We start from the raw sequence: 18,138 nt of genomic DNA on the forward strand, positions 1-18,138 counted from the left end.
GTAATATAGCGCGCTCTCTTCGGCTGAGTTAGTGATCGGCTGAAGCATTTATATACTTTTGGAGAAAAAAATGTCACTAAGTAAAGAAGTAAAAGCACAAATCCTGGCTGATTTCGGCCGTGGTGAGAATGATTCTGGTTCTACTGAAGTTCAGGTTGCACTGCTAACTGCACAAATCAACCACCTACAAGGTCACTTCAAAGAGCACATCCATGATCATCACTCACGTCGTGGTTTGCTTCGCATGGTTAACTCTCGTCGTAAGCTACTAGCTTACCTGAAGCGCACTGAAAACGAGCGCTATCAAGAGCTTATCAAGAAGTTAGGTCTACGTCGCTAATCAATCGATTAGTGCTGTAGTGAAAAAGGAGGCTTAGCCTCCTTTTTTTATGGATGTTTTTCGCGTGAACTTGATGTCAGTTGCGGCTAAAGTTGGCTGATGCTGGCGGTATTGGGCGCTATATATTTTTCTTCGAATTCAGTAATATCCAGGGGCTGACTATAGTAGAAGCCTTGACCTATTTCACAATCCATCTGCTTTAACCAATCGAGTTGCTGTTCGTTCTCTATGCCCTCCGCCACAATGTGCAGATTCAGTTGTTTGCCGAGCATCAAGATAGTAGAAGCAATAGCGCTTTCGTTGGGCAGGTCGGTCACAAAACAGCGATCAATCTTCATCGTCGTGATCGGTAGATGGCGCAGATAAGAGAGAGAAGAGTAGCCAGTGCCGAAGTCATCGACCGCGATACCAAAGCCTGCACTCTTAAGTTGCTCGAGCTTATGAATAGCAAGTTCAATATCATTCATCAATGAGGTTTCGGTGATCTCTACCTCTAACAGGCTGGGGTTTATTTGATATCTCAGTGCAAGTTGTTTGATGTCAGGCACCAGGCTGGCATCGGCAAATTGCTGTGAGGCCACGTTAACGGCGATGGGGATGGCGTAGTTGTAGCGTTTGCGCCAGTGCTTTAGCGTGCGGCAGGCTTCTTCGATCACCCAACGTCCCAGTGGGATGATAATCCCCGTCTCTTCGGCAACGGGAATAAAAGACATTGGGCTAATGAGTCGGCCATCTTTTTTCCAGCGGATCAGGGCTTCACAAGCGATCACCTTACCGGTTTTGATATTAAATTTGGGTTGGAAGTGCAGTAAAAACTCGTTGTTCTTTAAGGCATCGTGAAGCGAGGCTTCGGTTCTTAGACGCACCGCGGCTCGTTCAGTCATCTGCTGCTTAAAGAAGGCCCATTGGTTCGACCCCGCCGCTTTGGCGCTGTACATGGCTATATCGGCGTGGCGAATCAAATCTTCGGCGCTCAAGCCATCGTCTGGGTAGATGGAGATCCCCACTGAGGCCGCAGGGTGAATCGTGTGTTCATTGAGTTGAAGCGGCACGTTAAGCTGCATCAACAGCTTGTCGACAAAGTCAGCTGCCTGATCTGGCGTTCTGGCATCTTCGGCCAAGATAACAAACTCATCGCCGCCGAGGCGGGCGACGGTACCACGATCGCCAACGACACGCTCTAACACCCTGGCGATACGCGCCAGAAATTGATCACCCAGGGCATGACCAAGTGAATCATTAACGTTTTTGAAGCGGTCGAGATCGATAAACAACATGGTAAATTGATGTTTATGTACTCTCGCTCTTTGAATCGATACCGCTATGGTTTCTAGTAGCAAGGTGCGATTGGGCAGACCGGTTAAGGGATCTCGGGTAGCCATGCGGCGCAATTTGCTTTGGGTTTGACCAAATTGGATTAAGATTTGGTTAAATTTTGATGTCACTAATCCCAGCTCATCGTCCTGGTGGGCAGATGACGTGGGCAGTAAGTTTTCGTCCGGTAGTTCAGGGTCGATTTTATCTATCGCTTCACTGATCTCGGCAATGGGTTTAGTGAGGAAGCGATGGAAGATGATCGACAGAGCCATGGTTACCAGTAGGGCGCGGGCTAAGGTCGCCAGAAAACTGAAACGCAGCTGGGAAAAGAGTGTATTTGCCAGTTCCTGGGTGTTATAGAAAATGGTGAGTGTACCTATGACCTGCTGCTTCTCTGTTCCCTCAAAAAAAGAGGGCCGATATAAGGTGCGGCTGAACTGTTTTAAATCGCCAAACAGTTTTTCGCTCACTGTGCGGACTAAGGGGTTATCGGTAAAAGGATTATTCATTGAGACAAACATGCTGCCATCGTCGAGTTCGATCACTGCTTCGCCGACATGTTCAACCTTAAGTATTCCCTCAAGGGTTTGGGCGGCAAGATTATCATCAAGTGCCCAGACGGCATTGGCGGCGGGTTGTTCAATGGAATCTAGGAGTTCTTCTTGAGCAACGATAAGTTGTTGACGGGCGGAGATGCCGACAAGCGCGACTTCGACGATAAAAATAGCAACGGCAAAAAATAACGCTGAAAACACAACCAGTGTTGTTTGTTTCCATGTTAACGATTTGAACCGTGTGCTCATTTGCCACCCCTTACATTCTTAGTGACCAATCACATTCTATTTTTTAGAAAAAGCAGCGATAGACAGAAATTTATCTTTATCTACCCACTTTAGAGAAAAGATTACGCTTTGTCATCTACATGTGCTCTTTATCTATTGATTAGACTTGCAGTATACTTAGCCGCGAAATTAAGGTTATTAAATTAAGGAAAGGTTCACGTGAATCCAATCGTAAAGAGTTTTGAATATGGTCAGCACACAGTCACGCTAGAGACTGGGGTTATTGCACGTCAAGCAGACGCAGCTGTTTTGGCAAGTATGGGTGATACAACAGTATTGGTAACTGTTGTTGGCAAGAAAGCTGAAGAGCCAGGTCGTGACTTTTTCCCGTTAACCGTTAATTACCAGGAAAAAACTTACGCTGCGGGTAAAATCCCTGGTGGATTTTTCAAACGCGAAGGCCGTCCTTCAGAAGGCGAAACCCTTACTGCGCGTCTGATTGACCGTCCTATTCGTCCACTATTCCCGAATGGTTTTAAGAACGAAGTTCAAGTCATCATCACTGTGGTTTCTGTTGATCCAGAGATCAGCCCAGAAGTTATCTCTATGATAGGTACCTCTGCGGCGCTGTCTATCTCAGGCATCCCATTCAACGGTCCACTAGGTTCAGCCCAAGTTGGTTATGTCGATGGCGAATATATCCTCAACCCAACGGTTTCTCAGTTAAAAGAGAGCCAACTTGAGCTGTCTGTTGCTGGTACCGAAAATGCGGTACTTATGGTTGAGTCTGAAGCCAGCGCTCTGCCTGAAGAAGTTATGCTAGGTGCAGTGGTTTATGGTCACGAGCAGCAGCAAGTGGTGATCAATGCCATTAAAGAACTGCGCGCCGAAGTAAACAAGCCAATGTGGGACTGGAAACCAGCTGAAGTTGATGCTGAGTTGGTTGAGAAGATTCGCGTATTGGCCGAAGAAGGTTTTACCAATGCTTACCAGATCACTGCTAAGCATGAGCGTCGTGACGCCGTTATCGAAGTGAAGCAAGCGGCTATCGCTAAGCTGGTAGAAGAAAATCCAGACGTTGATCTTGCTGAAGCCGACAAGCTGCTGGGTAGCCTTGAGAAGAAGGTTGTTCGTAGCCGCATCATCGCTGGTAACCCTCGTATCGACGGCCGTGAGCCAGATATGATCCGTGCCCTGAGCGTGATGGCTGGCGTACTGCCACGTACTCACGGTAGTGCACTGTTCACCCGTGGTGAAACTCAGGCACTGGTCACTTGTACCTTAGGTACTGAGCGTGACGCACAGAAGATCGATAGCATCATGGGCGAGCAAACCAGCCGCTTCATGCTGCACTACAACTTCCCACCATACTCTGTTGGTGAAACCGGTATGGTTGGTTCGCCTAAGCGTCGTGAAATTGGTCACGGTAAGCTAGCATGGCGCGGTATCAATGCCGTTATGCCAACGGCTGAAGAGTTCCCATACAGCGTACGTGTAGTGTCTGAAATCACAGAATCTAACGGTTCAAGCTCTATGGCTTCTGTATGTGGTACTTCTCTGGCACTGATGGACGCTGGTGTACCGATCAAGACTTCGGTTGCCGGTATTGCTATGGGTCTTGTGAAGGAAGGCGATGACTTTGTCGTTCTGTCTGACATCTTGGGTGATGAAGATCACTTAGGTGACATGGACTTTAAAGTAGCCGGTACTCGTGACGGTATCACTGCACTGCAGATGGATATCAAGATCGAAGGTATCACTCAGGAGATCATGCAGATCGCACTGCAACAAGCCTATGGCGCTCGTGTACATATCTTGAACGTGATGGACCAAGCTATCTCTGGTCACCGTGCAGATATCTCTGATCACGCTCCACGTATCACCACTCTGAAGATTAACCCAGAGAAGATTCGTGACGTGATTGGTAAAGGTGGCGCAACCATTCGCGCGCTAACCGAAGAGACTGGCACTACCATCGAGCTGGAAGATGACGGTACTGTGAAGATTGCTTCAGCTAACGGCGAAGCGACTAAAGAAGCTATCCGTCGTATCCAGGAGATCACTGCAGAAGTTGAAGTCGGTACTGTTTACAATGGTAAGGTTGTTCGTATCGTTGACTTCGGTGCCTTCGTGACTATCCTTCCGGGTAAAGACGGTCTGGTGCATATTTCACAAATCGCTGAAGAGCGTGTTGCTAACGTTTCTGACTACTTAGAAGTTGGTCAGGAAGTGAAGGTTAAGGTGATGGAAGTTGATCGCCAAGGCCGCGTACGTCTGTCGATGAAAGAAGCTCAGCCGAAAGAAGAAGCGGCAAGCGAATAATCGATAGCTAAAGCGAGTTGAGATTAAAAGGAGACCAATAGGTCTCCTTTTTTATTGGTTTTTACTAATTGAAGATAGCCGTGACTAGTTGGTATTGCTATGATTGGGGCTATTGCAGCGGTGAAAAGGTTAAATGGATGACTTATAAATTGCGCTCGGTCTCGTTAGCTATGATGACTGGCTTAAGTTTGTTACTAACAGGATGTGTATCGACTCAACCGGCGGCAACGGCGGAGCAGGGTAAGTTAATGGTCGCCCCCGTTATGCCTGACTACAAACTTGAAGTCACCCTGGCAAGGCTCAATGATATCTTAGCCTCTGCAGAGTTAACGCCAGAGCAGCGTGCTCGTTTTCACTATGATCGTGGCGTTATTTATGACAGTGTTGGCCTGCGCATTCTTAGCCGTATCGATTTTCACCAATCATTAAAACTCCAGCCTAATCTTGCTGATGCCTATAACTTTATCGGCATCTATTACACCCAGGAAGGCGAATTCGAGAGTGCCTATGAGGCGTTCGATGCCGTCCTCGAGTTATCACCCGAATATGATTATGCCTATCTGAATCGTGGTATAGCGCTTTACTACGGACAGCGTGATGACCTTGCCGTTGCCGACATGCAATCTTTCTATCAGGCCAATGAGCAAGATGGCTATCGCGCCCTGTGGCTTTATATTACCGAGGTTAAGCGTGATGCCGAGCAGGCAAAGCTACACTTAGCTGAAAATCGAAGCAAGCTTGATGACTCTCAGTGGTCTACAACCTTAGTGGATTTTTATCTCGGTAAGCTGAGCCGCGACCAAGTGTTTCAGATCGCCAAGCAGGGCTTAAGTCATCCTAATGAGTACGCCGAGCGTCTGTGCGAGGCCTATTTTTACATCGCTAAAGTGGCTCAGAAGCAGGGTAACTACAGCGATGCTGCCAACTATTTCAGGCTTGCCTTAGCGACCAATATCTATGATTTCGTTGAGCACAGATATGCCAGGGTAGAGCTGGCAAACATGAGTGAGTTGCTCACCCAGCCCTAAGGCCTGCGAAAGTTCAGTTAAACAGTGCTAAAGGCCCTTTTGGTGTGAAAGGGCCTTTCTCTTTCCGGCAATTGGGATACACCCAGTAAGGCGTCGCTAAGCCCTGCAGATTCCGGTTGCTAAACTAGCCATAAGCTAAGCTTGGCGCTATAATTGCCGGCTTTTAGCACTCCATCAAATTCGCAGGTAATCATGTCAGGCAATAAAGTTGAAGTCGACAAGCGTCGTACTTTCGCCATCATCTCGCACCCCGATGCGGGTAAAACCACTATCACCGAAAAGGTCTTGTTATTCGGACAGGCTTTGCAGAAGGCGGGAACGGTAAAAGGCAAGAAGTCGGGACAGCATGCCAAGTCTGACTGGATGGAGATGGAAAAAGATCGTGGTATTTCGATTACTACCTCTGTGATGCAGTTTCCCTATCGTGAAGCCCTGGTCAACCTGCTGGATACCCCGGGTCACGAAGACTTCTCGGAAGATACCTATCGTACGCTGACCGCGGTGGATTCTTGCCTTATGGTGATCGACTCGGCTAAAGGTGTAGAGCAGCGCACAATTAAATTGATGGAAGTGACACGTCTGCGTGATACGCCTATTGTGACTTTCATGAACAAACTTGACCGCGATATCCGCGATCCTATCGAACTGATGGATGAAGTGGAAAACGTACTCAATATTGCCTGTGCGCCGATCACTTGGCCTATCGGTGCTGGCAAGGAGTTTAAAGGTGTCTATCACCTGCTGCGTGACGAAGTGGTACTGTATCAGGGCGGTATGGGTCATACCATTCAGGATTCTCGTGTCATCAAGGGACTGGATAATCCAGAACTCGATGAGGCGATCGGCAGCTATGCACAAGATCTGCGCGACGAGATGGAGTTGGTACTCGGTGCCTCTCACGAATTTGATTTAGAGGCTTTCCTTAAGGGCGAGCTGACGCCGGTATTCTTCGGTACTGCACTGGGTAACTTTGGTGTAGATCATATTCTTGACGGCATTGTCGAGTGGGCGCCGCGTCCTCAGGCGCGTGAGTCGGATCTACGCAATGTTGAGCCGGACGAACCTAAATTCAGTGGCTTCGTGTTTAAGATTCAAGCAAATATGGATCCTAAGCATAGAGACCGGGTGGCCTTTATGCGCATCTGCTCAGGACGTTACGAGCAGGGAATGAAGATGCACCATGTGCGCATAGGTAAAGATGTAAACGTAAGTGATGCCTTAACCTTTATGGCGGGTGACCGTAATCGCGCTGAGGCGGCTTATCCTGGCGATATTATCGGATTACACAATCACGGAACCATTCGCATTGGTGACACCTTTACTCAAGGCGAAAAGCTGCGCTTTACCGGTATTCCTAACTTTGCGCCTGAGATGTTCCGTCGTATCAGGCTTAAAGACCCGCTCAAGCAGAAGCAATTGCTTAAAGGTCTGGTTCAGCTCTCAGAAGAAGGTGCCGTGCAGGTGTTTCGCCCATTGGATACAAACGATCTGATTGTGGGCGCTGTCGGTGTGCTGCAGTTTGAGGTGGTAGTACAGCGTCTTAAGAGTGAATACAAGGTTGAGGCTATCTATGAGGCGATCAGCGTAGCCACGGCGCGTTGGGTGTACAGCAAAGATAGCAAGAAACTGGAAGAGTTTAAGCGTAAATGCAGTAATAACCTTGCACTCGATGGTGGCGATAACCTGACTTATGTCGCCCCGACTATGGTTAACCTTAACCTGTCGATGGAACGTTATCCGGATATCGAATTTGCCAAAACGCGGGAAAATTAATTCCGATAAAAAAGCAGCCTAGGCTGCTTTTTTTGTGCACATTTTTTGTTCGTTAAGTATAGTGATGATGATGTTTAAACCACTTGGGAGGAGATATGTTGGTTAAGTGGTGGCAAGCCTATGTGGCTTGGTGTGATCGTATGGGACTGACGCCGGAAAATCAGCGTTGCTGTGCTCCTAAACTCAGTGAGCCTGACTTGGTGTCGACTAAGCAGTCAAAAGCTGAAGCTGAGGCTAAATCAGCCGATACAGAAGCGTTGAAAGATGATGCCAAGCCCTAAACAAGCTTTATCGGGTGTCGTCCCTCCAGAGCCTCCCTTAGCCATGATCGATAGTCATGTACATCTGGACTTCGATGAGTTCGATGCTGACCGGGATGCCTTAGTGGCATCGCTTAAACGGGCTGGGGTCAGGCAGGCTGTGATCCCAGGTGTCAGCGCACAGAAGTGGGCGAAACAGTTGCTTGTCGCCTCTTCGTATGATTTTAGCTATGGCTTAGGCGTTCATCCTTGGTATTGCAATCACAATTGGCAGCAAGATATTGAAAACTTGTCTAAACTGCTTGAAGTGCAGGGCGATGATCCTCGTTTGGTCGCTGTGGGGGAGTGCGGGTTGGATGGCCTCCATAGGCAGAGCTGGGGCTATCAGCTTCCCTGTTTTGAGGCGCAATTACAGTTGGCGCAACGACATAAGTTACCGGTGATCTTACATAGCGTTAAAGCTCACAATGAGGTGCTGGCGTTACTTAAGCGGCATTCCCTGGTGAAAGGAGGTGTCATACATGGCTTTTATGGCTCGATGCAATTGGCTCAGCGCTATGTGGATGCGGGGTGTTACATAGGAATTGGCCATCTGTTGTTAGAGGAAAAGGCGAAAAAATTGCAAGAAACCCTTGTCAAGTTACCGTTAGATCATCTGGTGATAGAGACTGATTTAGCCCTGGTTTCGCAGGTTAAAAAGCCAGACTTTGCCGATAAAACCGGCGGTTCCAGCTTAATTTTGCGTTTGCTAATTCAGAAAATCGCTAAATTGCAGAAAAAATCTAGCGTTCGCGTCTCAGAACAGGTGTTTCAAAATACGCTGCAACTCTTTGACCTCTAGTTTATTTTTAAAAAAACAGATGTTAATCGCACCAAGTTTTTTTTGTAAGGTCTTGAAATAAAACTTCAAAAACTTGATCAAAACGACGATTTTAGCCATACGGTCGGGTATAATCTGACGGTGAAAAAGGTTGGTTAACAACATAATTAAAAAGTATTAACAATAGGGTGATGGTTAATGGATATTTTAATGAGTTTAGTAGGGGTGGTCGTCCTACTCGGGATCGGTTTTTTACTGTCTAAAGACAGAAAAGCTATCAATATGCGTACCGTATTTGGTGCACTAGCGATTCAGGCGTTCTTCGCTGGTTTCGTGTTATATGTGCCAATCGGTAAAGACATTCTAAAAGGTGTTTCTGACGGCGTATCAAGCGTGATCAGTTATGCTCAAAACGGTATCAACTTCCTGTTCGGCGATTTAGCCCAGTTTAAAGTTGGTTTCATCTTCGCGATTAACGTTCTACCTGTTATCGTTTTCTTCTCTTCTCTAATCGCTGTGCTTTACTATCTAGGCATCATGCAGTGGATCATCCGTATCATCGGTGGTGGTCTACAAAAAGCCTTGGGTACCAGCCGCACAGAGTCTATGTCAGCAACTGCTAACATCTTCGTTGGTCAAACAGAAGCGCCACTTGTGGTTCGTCCGTTTATCGCGACTATGACTCAGTCTGAACTTTTCGCCATCATGGTGGGTGGTCTAGCGTCTATCGCTGGTTCAGTTCTTGCTGGTTACGCGCAGATGGGTGTACCAATTGAATACCTAGTAGCGGCGTCATTCATGGCTGCTCCAGGTGGTCTATTGATGGCTAAGCTGATGCATCCTGAAACAGATAAAACTGTTAACGAAATGGATGAGCTGCCAGAAGATCCTGACAAGCCAGCTAACGTGCTAGACGCTGCGGCAGCAGGTGCTTCATCTGGTATGCACCTTGCGCTAAACGTTGGTGCAATGTTGATCGCTTTCGTAGGCTTAATCGCTATGATCAACGGTATCATCGGTGGTGTGACAGGTATATTCGGCCTAGAAGGTATTACGCTAGAACTAATCCTAGGTTACATCTTCATGCCTCTGGCATTCCTTATCGGTGTGCCTTGGAACGAAGCCCTTGTTGCCGGTTCTTTCATTGGTCAGAAGATTGTTGTTAACGAATTCGTGGCTTACCTAAACTTTGCTCCATACCTAAAAGATGTTGCTGATGGCGGTATCTTAGTTGAAGCAACAAACGCGGTTATGTCTGACAGAACCAAAGCGATTATCTCATTTGCACTATGTGGATTTGCGAACCTATCTTCAATCGCCATTCTGCTTGGTGGTCTGGGTGCAATGGCTCCTACACGTCGCCACGACCTAGCTAAACTTGGTCTACGCGCTGTGGTTGCAGGTTCACTTGCTAACCTTATGAGTGCAACGCTAGCAGGTCTATTCCTAGCGTTATAAGTCTCAGGTAATTCCTTGGGGGGATGCCCCTGAACGACGACTCTGCCCTGCAGGGCAGAGTCAGCGTTAACCCAACCATTTTTCGTAAAATTTTTGTAACAATATGGCGGTTTATCAGTCTTGCTGATGGAGAGCCATGTGTAAATGAACTTCGATTCAGTGGGTGATTAATCACCAATATTTGAGATAAATCAGAAGTTTGTTTTGATGTTAGAATTTTGTGTTCGCATTTTTACATTAATTATATTGTGATTTAATCCAATTTGAGTAAAATGCGGCGCCAACAAAGAAAGAAACGCTGACTCGTAAAGAGCAGTAAAACCATAAAATAATGGGGTTGATGATGAAAAACGTTAAAACTTTAGCTTTAGCCGCTACAGCCGTAGCTGCAATGTCTGGCAACGCATTAGCTGCAGATCGCTCAGATATCTACGCTACCGATTATAAGTGGATGCAGTTCAATGCTATGTACTCTATTGACGAGCACCCAATCGCAGATGGTTCTGATGCGCACCATAACTACCTAGAGATGGAATTTGGCGGCCGTAAGGGTATCGTTGACCTGTATGGTTATGTTGATGTGTTCAACCTAGGTAACGAAAGTTCAGGTGACAAAGTTGGCGACGCCAGCAAAATTTTCATGAAGTTTGCACCTCGCTTCTCTCTAGATGCGATCACTGGTACAGACCTGTCTTTTGGCCCTGTGCAAGAAGTTTACTTCTCTACTCTGTTCAACTGGGGTGGCGGAGCTTTCAATAAAGACGGCAAGGGTGACGTAAACGCTTCTTTCTGGGGTATTGGTGCTGACGTAAATGTGCCTTGGTTAGGCAAAACTGGCATGAACCTATACGCTCACTATGACCTGAACGCAAAAGAGTGGAACGGTTATCAATTCTCTATGAACTGGTTCAAGCCTTTCCACTTCTTCGAAAACAAGAGTTTCCTATCTTTCCAAGGCTATGTTGATTGGCAGTTCGCTATGGATGAAGATGCAAGCGGCTTCAATGATTTTACCGGTAAGACAAATAACTCTTCTCACGGTGGTGCAGCCTTCTTCGGTCTATATTGGCACACTGACAACTACGCACTTGGTTATGGTGCTAAGTACTACAACAGAGTATACGGTCTAAACAACCAAGCATTCGCTAACGAATTCTGGGGTGGTCTGGACACTACTGGTTGGGGTCACTACTTCACCGCAACTTACAAGTTCTAAATCGAGCTAATGTAAGTCTTAGGAGCCGCGATATGGCGGCTCCTTATCTCTCACTTTGATTTGTCATGATTGTTTAATCAAAGTGGGTAATCTTTATCTAAGCATGGACTATATTAAATAGAGTTTGTTTACATAAAGGTTAGTAGTTTTACGCGCTAAAAAGGATTTTTCGCGGAAAGGCTGGAACACTGCTCTACAAAGTATAATTACTCGTTCCCCCTTCCCGGTCTTCAAGGATTCAAGTCGTGACCCTTGTGTCAGGATCGCTTCTGGTTAGTACCAGGGCATTGAATACCTGAATTAGTAAACTTGTTATGTCTTACTGATAAAACAAATTTACGGCAACGCCTGAAGGCCCGGCCATAAAAATAATCAAAAGATGCCAACTCTAGGTGCTGTCATACGTCAATTTTTTTATTTCTGAATTAATAATTTACGTTTCGGAGAGCTAATATGAGTGATTTAAAAAAAGCAGCACAAAAAGCCATTGAGCTAATGGACCTGACTACGCTAAATGATGACGATACCGATCAGAAAGTGATTGAGTTATGTCACAAGGCGAAGACACCTGCAGGTAACACGGCTGCAATCTGTATTTATCCTCGTTTTATTCCTATTGCTCGCAAGACCCTAAATGAAATGGGTTGTGAAGAGATCAAAATTGCGACAGTCACTAACTTCCCCCATGGTAACGATGATATCGCGATCGCTGTGCTAGAGACGCGTGCGGCCGTTGCCTATGGTGCCGATGAGGTGGATGTGGTGTTCCCATATCGTGCTCTGATGGAAGGCAATGAGACTGTGGGTTATGAGCTGGTCAAAGCCTGTAAAGAAGCCTGTGGTGACGATGTATTGCTTAAGGTGATTATCGAGTCTGGCGTATTGCAAGACCCTGCACTAATCCGTAAAGCCTCTGAACTGTCTATCGATGCTGGCGCAGACTTTATTAAGACCTCTACCGGTAAAGTGGAAGTGAACGCCACCTTAGAAGCGGCTGAGATCATGATGACGGTTATCGCCGAGAAGAACCCTAAAGTCGGATTCAAGCCAGCCGGTGGCGTGCGTGATGCTGCGGCTGCAGAAGAGTTTTTAGGCGTTGCTGAACGCTTGCTAGGTAAAGACTGGGCAACTCCACGTACCTTCCGTTTTGGTGCATCGAGCTTGCTGACTAACTTGCTACACACTCTGGAGTTAGGTGAAGCGCCACAGGGACCTCAAGGTTACTAATCAGCGTGGTTAGCGTTATTAGTTAAGTGTGATCTAAATCTATTTGATAACGCCAAAACTTGTATATAGTTATTGTAATTAAATTACGGTTTTGGCGTTAAAAAAGAGAGTTTGTCACTAAAAAACGATTTTTTGTGACAAATTCGGAGGCAGTACCATGTTTCTAGCACAAGAGATTATTCGTAAAAAACGTAATGGCGAAGCTTTGTCGACCCAGGAGATCCAGTTTTTTGTTCAAGGGATCACTAACAACACGGTTTCAGAAGGTCAAATAGCCGCTTTGGGTATGGCGGTCTATTTCAAAGACATGAACATGGATGAACGTATTGCGCTAACCACAGCCATGCGTGACTCTGGCACCGTTCTCAACTGGAAAAACCTTGGCCTGGATGGTCCTATCATCGACAAGCACAGTACTGGTGGTGTGGGTGATGTGATCAGCCTTATGCTTGGCCCCATGGCCGCCGCCTGTGGTGGTTATGTGCCAATGATCTCAGGTCGTGGCCTGGGTCATACAGGTGGAACTCTGGATAAGTTCGATGCGATTCCGGGTTACCAGACAGAGCCAGACAGCGACCTGTTCAGAAAAGTCGTGAAAGAAGCGGGTGTCGCCATCATAGGCCAAACCGGTGATCTGGTTCCCGCCGATAAACGTTTCTATTCTATTCGCGATAATACCGCCACCGTTGAATCCATTTCTCTCATCACAGCTTCTATTCTTTCCAAAAAACTTGCCGCTGGCCTCGATGCACTTGCCATGGACGTTAAGGTAGGTAGTGGCGCCTTTATGCCGACCTATGAAGCCTCTGAAGAGCTTGCCCGCAGTATCACTGCCGTGGCTAATGGTGCAGGCACTAAGACAACAGCTCTGCTTACAGACATGAACCAAGTTTTGGCATCATGTGCAGGTAATGCGGTAGAAGTAAAAGAAGCGGTTGATTTCCTAACCGGTGCTTATCGTAATCCGCGTCTTTATGAAGTGACCATGGGTCTGTGCGCCGAGATGTTACAGCTAGGTGGTCTTGCGGCAAATGAAGCAGAGGCTCGCGATAAGCTGAACAGGGTGTTGGATAACGGTAAGGCTGCAGATGTCTTTGGCCGTATGATCGCAGGCCTGGGCGGCCCGGCAGACTTTATCGAAAACTATGCTAAGTACCTGCCACAATCGCAAATTATTCGTCCTGTGTATGCTGACCGCAGCGGATTTGCTGCTGCGATGGATACCCGGGAGCTTGGCCTAGCGGTGGTGACCTTAGGTGGTGGCCGTCGTAAGCCTGGTGATGCACTCGATTATAGCGTAGGTCTGACTCGGGTATGTGCCCTGGGTGATGAGATCACCGCAGACAAGCCGATCGCCATGGTACATGCGCAATCGGAAAGCGCCTTCGAAGAAGCGGCTGCGGCCGTGAAGAAAGCGATTCACATTGGCGATGAAGCGCCAGAAAAAACACCAGAGATCTATCGGTACATTCGTCAGTCAGATCTCTAGGAGAGTAAAAGATGAAAAGAACAGTCATTATGATGCTCGACTCTTTTGGAGTGGGTGCAGCAAAAGATGCGGAAGCCTTCGGCGACACGGGCTCAAATACCTTCGGTCATATCGCTAAGGCATGTGCCGAGGGGAAGGCAAACGAAGGTCGTGAAGGCCCGCTTAAGCTACCTAACCTGGCCAAACTTGGCCTGGCACTTGCCGCCAAAGAGAGCACTGGCAGCTTTGCGGCTGGGTTCAGTGACGATGTTGAAGTGATTGGTGCTTACGGTCATGCCGATGAGCTGAGCTCGGGTAAAGATACGCCGAGTGGTCATTGGGAAATGGCGGGTGTGCCTGTGCTTTATGAGTGGGGCTACTTTAGCGACTTGAAAAACTCTTTCCCTAAAGAGCTGACCGATAAGATTTTAGAGCGTGCGGGTTTATCAGGTTTTCTGGGTAACTGCCACGCGTCAGGTACTGCGATTCTCGAAGAGCTCGGCGAAGAGCATATGCGCTCTGGGCTGCCTATCTTCTATACCTCGGCAGACTCAGTGTTCCAAATCGCTTGTCATGAAGAGACATTTGGTCTGGAAAACCTCTATACCTTGTGTCAGATCGCCCGTGAAGAGCTTGAGCCATACAACATCGGCCGTGTTATAGCCCGTCCATTCGTCGGTAAGGACCCAAGTGATTTCGCCCGTACCGGTAACCGTAAAGACTATGCGGTTGAGCCACCATCAAAGACTGTACTCGACAAGTTAAAAGAGGCCGGTGGTGAAGTGGTGAGTGTGGGTAAGATTGCCGATATCTATGCCCATTGCGGAATTACTAAGAAGGTCAAGGCTACAGGTCTAGAAGACTTGTTCGATGCCACTTTAGAGCAGGTAAAGCAGGCCGGTGACCGTACCATCGTCTTTACCAACTTCGTTGATTTCGACTCTCACTATGGCCATCGCCGCGATATCGCCGGTTATGCTCGCGCGCTGGAGTACTTCGACAGCCGCCTGCCAGAGATGCTGGCACTACTGGGTGAAGACGATCTTCTGCTGCTGACCGCAGACCATGGTTGTGACCCAACTTGGCAAGGTACAGATCATACCCGTGAGCGCGTGCCCGTATTGGCCTATGGCGCTGGCTTAGCACCAGGCTCTTTGGGGCGCCGTAATAGCTTCGCCGATATCGGTCAGAGCATTGCGACTTACTTCGGTCTGGAGCCGATGGAATACGGCGAATCATTTGTCGCCTAGGTGATAAGGATGGCTTCAGGCCATCCTGCTAACATATTAAGATTTGGTGGCTTCATTCGGCCACCGCTACTAGAAAAAGACTTAAGTCTAAAAATAGGGGTTATATAGATGGCTACACCACACATTAATGCAGTTGACGGTGCATTCGCTGATACAGTGTTATTCCCAGGCGATCCACTACGCGCTAAGTACATTGCAGAAACTTTCCTTGAGAACGTTGAGCAAGTGACTGACGTGCGTAACATGCTAGGTTTCACAGGTACTTACAAAGGCGTGCGTATCTCTGTGATGGGTTCAGGCATGGGTATTCCTTCTTGCTCTATCTATGCGACTGAGCTGATCAAAGATTACGGCGTGAAGAACCTGATCCGCGTGGGTACTTGCGGTGCGATCAGCACTGACGTTAAGGTACGTGACGTGATCATCGGTATGGGTGCTTGTACTGACTCTCAAGTTAACCGTCTACGTTTCAAAGGCCAAGATTTCGCGGCTATCTGTGACTATGGTTTGTTAAGCGCCGTGGTTAAGGCTGCCGAAGCAAAAGGCACTAAGTATCGCGTAGGTAACGTTTTCTCTGCTGATCTTTTCTACACGCCAGATCCAGAAATGTTCGACGTGATGGAGAAAATGGACGTACTAGGTGTTGAGATGGAAGCCGCTGGTCTATACGGCGTTGCCAAAGAGTTTGGTGCTAAGGCGCTATGTGTGGTAACCGTATCTGATCATATCCGCACCGGTGAAAAGACCTCTTCTGACGAGCGTCAAACCACTTTCAACGAAATGATCGAAATGACACTGGAAGCGGCAATTACACTGTAATTATCACGCAAGTGTTCAGTAAAAACGGGCCTGTTGGCCCGTTTTTTTGTGTCTGCCCCGATATGTTTTAAGTCTTAGCCCGGCTTATGCGGCGCGGAAGAATTGTCTTTATCTTTGGCCAGGGAATGTTTCTTAGCACTGCCTTGCGCAGAGTCACTGGCAGGATCCGGGGAGGTGTCGTTGCTTTCCTGCGCATCACCCGACCCCAAAGTGGCAGCGAGTTTCTTACCCAGTCTGATCTTGGTCTTGCGGCGGTCAAAGTCGGCCCGCTTAAAGGAGAGGGCGCGCGAGAGCAGCATGCCAATCAGGCCAGCGATGATCAGCATCATCTGCTGTTGCTCCATATTGAGCTGGTGTGCCTCTTTGATCTCGTTGAAGAAGCGCTGCGGCACCAGTCTCACTTCGATATAGCCGAGATTTTTATCATCTTGCAGTACGGCTTCGACATAGGGTGGGTAGGCAGAGAGCAGTGCTTTTAACTCATCAGATTCAGGTTCTAATGGCTCATCGGTGACGCTCTGGGCGAAGGCTAGGCGTTGCCCTTGCTCACTAAATATGGTCGCCGACATCACTTTAGGATCCAACACCAAAGCGCTGGTGAGCCACTGCAGTTGCTCGTCATTTTGCAGTTGCAGGGCTGGGGCAGCACCATAGGCGGTCTGCTGCACTAATAAACGTGCCATCTTTTGGGTTTGGGACTTTAGAAGCTGCTGGCCTTGTAGTAGGCTAGTTTCCCATAACTGAAACAGCCCCACCATGAGTGCAATAGCGACACTGAACTGTAGCAGTCGCGTTAGCCTTTGGGTCTTTTTGAGTCCTTTAAGAAAAAACACTTTGTACCTGAAGATGATAAGGGTTTTATTAATCATAATGGATTATCTACAAACCCGATACCCGGAGAAGCATGACTAATGGCAAATCAGCGACAAAACGCACTGTTTTCATGGATATACGATGAGCTCACCCCAAGCTTTGCCTTAGGGGACTGTCATCTATTGCGCCACCAAGAAGCCAAGGCTCCTCAGGCTGGCTTGCGTCTGCGTTTGGTATATCAAGAGCTGATAACAGAAGCCCTGATTGCCGAGCGAATCGCTGCAACGACCAAGGCGTTAAGTATTGCCGTCATCTCGCGACAAAATGATCTTTACTGCATCGAGCTTTGCCTCGACAAAGAGCCGGGGCAGCTTCTCGCCGAAACCCTTGCGACACTGGATAATGTTGAGCTGTTTCTGATGAGTGAACAGTCACCTAGATTAGACCTGCCGGGGCTCTTGGTAATGGATATGGACTCGACGGCGATTCAGATAGAGTGCATCGATGAGCTAGCCGCCATGGCTGGAGTGGGTGAGGCGGTTGCCGAGGTCACTGAACGTGCCATGCAAGGAGAGCTGGATTTCGTGCAGAGTTTACGCGAGCGTGTGGCTAAGCTGGCTGGCGCCGATGCCAGCATCATAGATACCCTGTGCGGCAACTTACCTTTGATGCCTGGACTCAAGGCCATGGTGGCTGAATTACAGGCACATGGTTGGCGTCTGGTGTTGGCCTCGGGTGGTTTTACTCCCTTTGTCGGTCACCTCAAACAGCTGTTAAATTTAGATGCCGCCTATGCCAACGAGCTGGTGATTGTCGATGGCAAGCTCAAAGGAGAAGTGATTGGCACTGTGGTGGATGCGCAGTTTAAGGCTGACACTGTGCTGCGTAGCGCCGAGATCTGGCAGATACCTCAGGGTCAAAGGTTGGCCATCGGTGACGGTGCCAACGATATTCCCATGGTGCAGGCTGCCGATTTTGGTATTGCTTACCACGCCAAGCCTAAGCTTGCGGCGGCTGCCGATGGCAAAATAGCTCAGCTGGATCTGCGCGTGCTGCCCTATATGTTACTCAAGTTGGACTAGCTTACCTATTGGATTCCTTAAGCGGTCCGGGCAGATTATTGCCCGGGCTATGACCAAGTCTACCTACACCCGGGGATTAGGGGTTACGAGCTTAAGGTATCTGGGGGCTGTGTTTAAAACCTGCGATTTATCATTGATCTGAATACCTTTATTTTTTAACGCT

At 47.9% G+C, this 18,138-nt stretch carries 15 protein-coding genes; 13 read left to right on the forward strand and 2 right to left on the reverse strand.

The genetic code is table 11. The features are described from left to right. Positions 1–70 precede the first annotated feature (70 nt). On the forward strand, positions 71–340 hold the full coding sequence (rpsO, locus tag L2712_RS16225; RefSeq protein ID WP_033537407.1) for a 30S ribosomal protein S15: 270 nt from the start codon (positions 71–73) through the stop codon (positions 338–340). Positions 341–426: 86 nt separating this feature from the next. Here the strand turns inward: rpsO and L2712_RS16230 are convergent, their stop codons facing one another. Next, entirely contained in the window at positions 427–2,460 is a 2,034-nt protein-coding gene (locus L2712_RS16230) for a putative bifunctional diguanylate cyclase/phosphodiesterase (protein ID WP_248978377.1), read from the reverse strand. Between the two features lie 198 nt (positions 2,461–2,658). Here L2712_RS16230 and pnp point away from each other — a divergent pair, with 198 nt between their 5' ends. From pnp to deoD, 11 genes are all read left to right on the forward strand, one after another. Then, complete coding sequence (gene pnp / locus L2712_RS16235) at positions 2,659–4,761, forward strand: polyribonucleotide nucleotidyltransferase (RefSeq protein WP_248978378.1); 2,103 nt, start codon at positions 2,659–2,661, stop codon at positions 4,759–4,761. A gap of 137 nt (positions 4,762–4,898) precedes the next feature. After that, entirely contained in the window at positions 4,899–5,789 is an 891-nt protein-coding gene (gene nlpI / locus L2712_RS16240) for a lipoprotein NlpI (RefSeq protein ID WP_248978379.1), read from the forward strand. 192 nt (positions 5,790–5,981) lie between these two features. After that, complete coding sequence (gene prfC, locus L2712_RS16245; RefSeq protein WP_033537411.1) at positions 5,982–7,562, forward strand: peptide chain release factor 3; 1,581 nt, start codon at positions 5,982–5,984, stop codon at positions 7,560–7,562. A gap of 95 nt (positions 7,563–7,657) precedes the next feature. Further along, positions 7,658–7,843: a DUF5363 family protein gene (locus L2712_RS16250; protein WP_033537412.1), complete on the forward strand. Its 186-nt coding sequence runs from the start codon at positions 7,658–7,660 to the stop codon at positions 7,841–7,843. Continuing rightward, positions 7,827–8,663, forward strand: a complete 837-nt coding sequence (locus tag L2712_RS16255; protein ID WP_346347573.1) for a TatD family hydrolase — start codon at positions 7,827–7,829, stop codon at positions 8,661–8,663. Before L2712_RS16250 ends, L2712_RS16255 begins: the two co-directional genes overlap by 17 nt. Before the next feature lie 177 nt (positions 8,664–8,840). Next, positions 8,841–10,100: a NupC/NupG family nucleoside CNT transporter gene (locus L2712_RS16260; RefSeq protein WP_248978380.1), complete on the forward strand. Its 1,260-nt coding sequence runs from the start codon at positions 8,841–8,843 to the stop codon at positions 10,098–10,100. A gap of 343 nt (positions 10,101–10,443) precedes the next feature. Further along, on the forward strand, positions 10,444–11,316 hold the full coding sequence (locus tag L2712_RS16265) for a nucleoside-specific channel-forming Tsx family protein (protein ID WP_248978381.1): 873 nt from the start codon (positions 10,444–10,446) through the stop codon (positions 11,314–11,316). 453 nt (positions 11,317–11,769) lie between these two features. Further along, positions 11,770–12,543 (forward strand): deoxyribose-phosphate aldolase, encoded by a 774-nt coding sequence (deoC, locus tag L2712_RS16270; RefSeq protein ID WP_088904105.1) that lies wholly within the window; start codon positions 11,770–11,772, stop codon positions 12,541–12,543. 157 nt (positions 12,544–12,700) lie between these two features. Beyond that, positions 12,701–14,032 carry a thymidine phosphorylase gene (gene deoA, locus L2712_RS16275; RefSeq protein WP_248978382.1) on the forward strand — a complete coding sequence of 444 codons (1,332 nt, stop codon included), beginning with the start codon at positions 12,701–12,703 and terminating at the stop codon, positions 14,030–14,032. 11 nt (positions 14,033–14,043) lie between these two features. Beyond that, complete coding sequence (locus tag L2712_RS16280; RefSeq protein WP_248978383.1) at positions 14,044–15,261, forward strand: phosphopentomutase; 1,218 nt, start codon at positions 14,044–14,046, stop codon at positions 15,259–15,261. A 108-nt stretch (positions 15,262–15,369) separates the two neighbouring features. Beyond that, the gene (gene deoD, locus L2712_RS16285) at positions 15,370–16,080 is read left to right on the forward strand and encodes a purine-nucleoside phosphorylase (protein ID WP_033537417.1); all 711 of its coding nucleotides are present in this window, start codon (positions 15,370–15,372) and stop codon (positions 16,078–16,080) included. Positions 16,081–16,154: 74 nt separating this feature from the next. Here deoD and L2712_RS16290 read toward each other — a convergent pair whose 3' ends face one another. Beyond that, on the reverse strand, positions 16,155–16,949 hold the full coding sequence (locus tag L2712_RS16290; RefSeq protein WP_248978384.1) for a YtjB family periplasmic protein: 795 nt from the start codon (positions 16,947–16,949) through the stop codon (positions 16,155–16,157). A gap of 42 nt (positions 16,950–16,991) precedes the next feature. Here L2712_RS16290 and serB point away from each other — a divergent pair, with 42 nt between their 5' ends. Then, a complete protein-coding gene (gene serB / locus L2712_RS16295) occupies positions 16,992–17,975 on the forward strand; it encodes a phosphoserine phosphatase SerB (RefSeq protein WP_248978385.1) in 984 nt (327 codons plus the stop codon). Positions 17,976–18,138 lie beyond the last annotated feature (163 nt).

Origin of the sequence: Shewanella marisflavi, assembly GCF_023283925.1 — a bacterium.
Lineage (GTDB): Bacteria > Pseudomonadota > Gammaproteobacteria > Enterobacterales > Shewanellaceae > Shewanella > Shewanella marisflavi.

What these genes read in the sequence shown, in the direction of transcription:
- deoD (WP_033537417.1), top strand. Translation starts at nt 15,370, where the DNA reads ATGGCTACACCACACATTAATGCAGTTGACGGTGCATTCGCTGATACA.
- L2712_RS16260 (WP_248978380.1), top strand. Translation starts at nt 8,841, where the DNA reads ATGGATATTTTAATGAGTTTAGTAGGGGTGGTCGTCCTACTCGGGATC.
- L2712_RS16255 (WP_346347573.1), top strand. Translation starts at nt 7,827, where the DNA reads ATGATGCCAAGCCCTAAACAAGCTTTATCGGGTGTCGTCCCTCCAGAG.
- L2712_RS16250 (WP_033537412.1), top strand. Translation starts at nt 7,658, where the DNA reads ATGTTGGTTAAGTGGTGGCAAGCCTATGTGGCTTGGTGTGATCGTATG.
- serB (WP_248978385.1), top strand. Translation starts at nt 16,992, where the DNA reads ATGGCAAATCAGCGACAAAACGCACTGTTTTCATGGATATACGATGAG.
- deoC (WP_088904105.1), top strand. Translation starts at nt 11,770, where the DNA reads ATGAGTGATTTAAAAAAAGCAGCACAAAAAGCCATTGAGCTAATGGAC.
- L2712_RS16280 (WP_248978383.1), top strand. Translation starts at nt 14,044, where the DNA reads ATGAAAAGAACAGTCATTATGATGCTCGACTCTTTTGGAGTGGGTGCA.
- rpsO (WP_033537407.1), top strand. Translation starts at nt 71, where the DNA reads ATGTCACTAAGTAAAGAAGTAAAAGCACAAATCCTGGCTGATTTCGGC.
- deoA (WP_248978382.1), top strand. Translation starts at nt 12,701, where the DNA reads ATGTTTCTAGCACAAGAGATTATTCGTAAAAAACGTAATGGCGAAGCT.
- L2712_RS16230 (WP_248978377.1), bottom strand. Translation starts at nt 2,460, where the DNA reads ATGAGCACACGGTTCAAATCGTTAACATGGAAACAAACAACACTGGTT.
- prfC (WP_033537411.1), top strand. Translation starts at nt 5,982, where the DNA reads ATGTCAGGCAATAAAGTTGAAGTCGACAAGCGTCGTACTTTCGCCATC.
- L2712_RS16290 (WP_248978384.1), bottom strand. Translation starts at nt 16,949, where the DNA reads ATGATTAATAAAACCCTTATCATCTTCAGGTACAAAGTGTTTTTTCTT.
- L2712_RS16265 (WP_248978381.1), top strand. Translation starts at nt 10,444, where the DNA reads ATGAAAAACGTTAAAACTTTAGCTTTAGCCGCTACAGCCGTAGCTGCA.
- nlpI (WP_248978379.1), top strand. Translation starts at nt 4,899, where the DNA reads ATGACTTATAAATTGCGCTCGGTCTCGTTAGCTATGATGACTGGCTTA.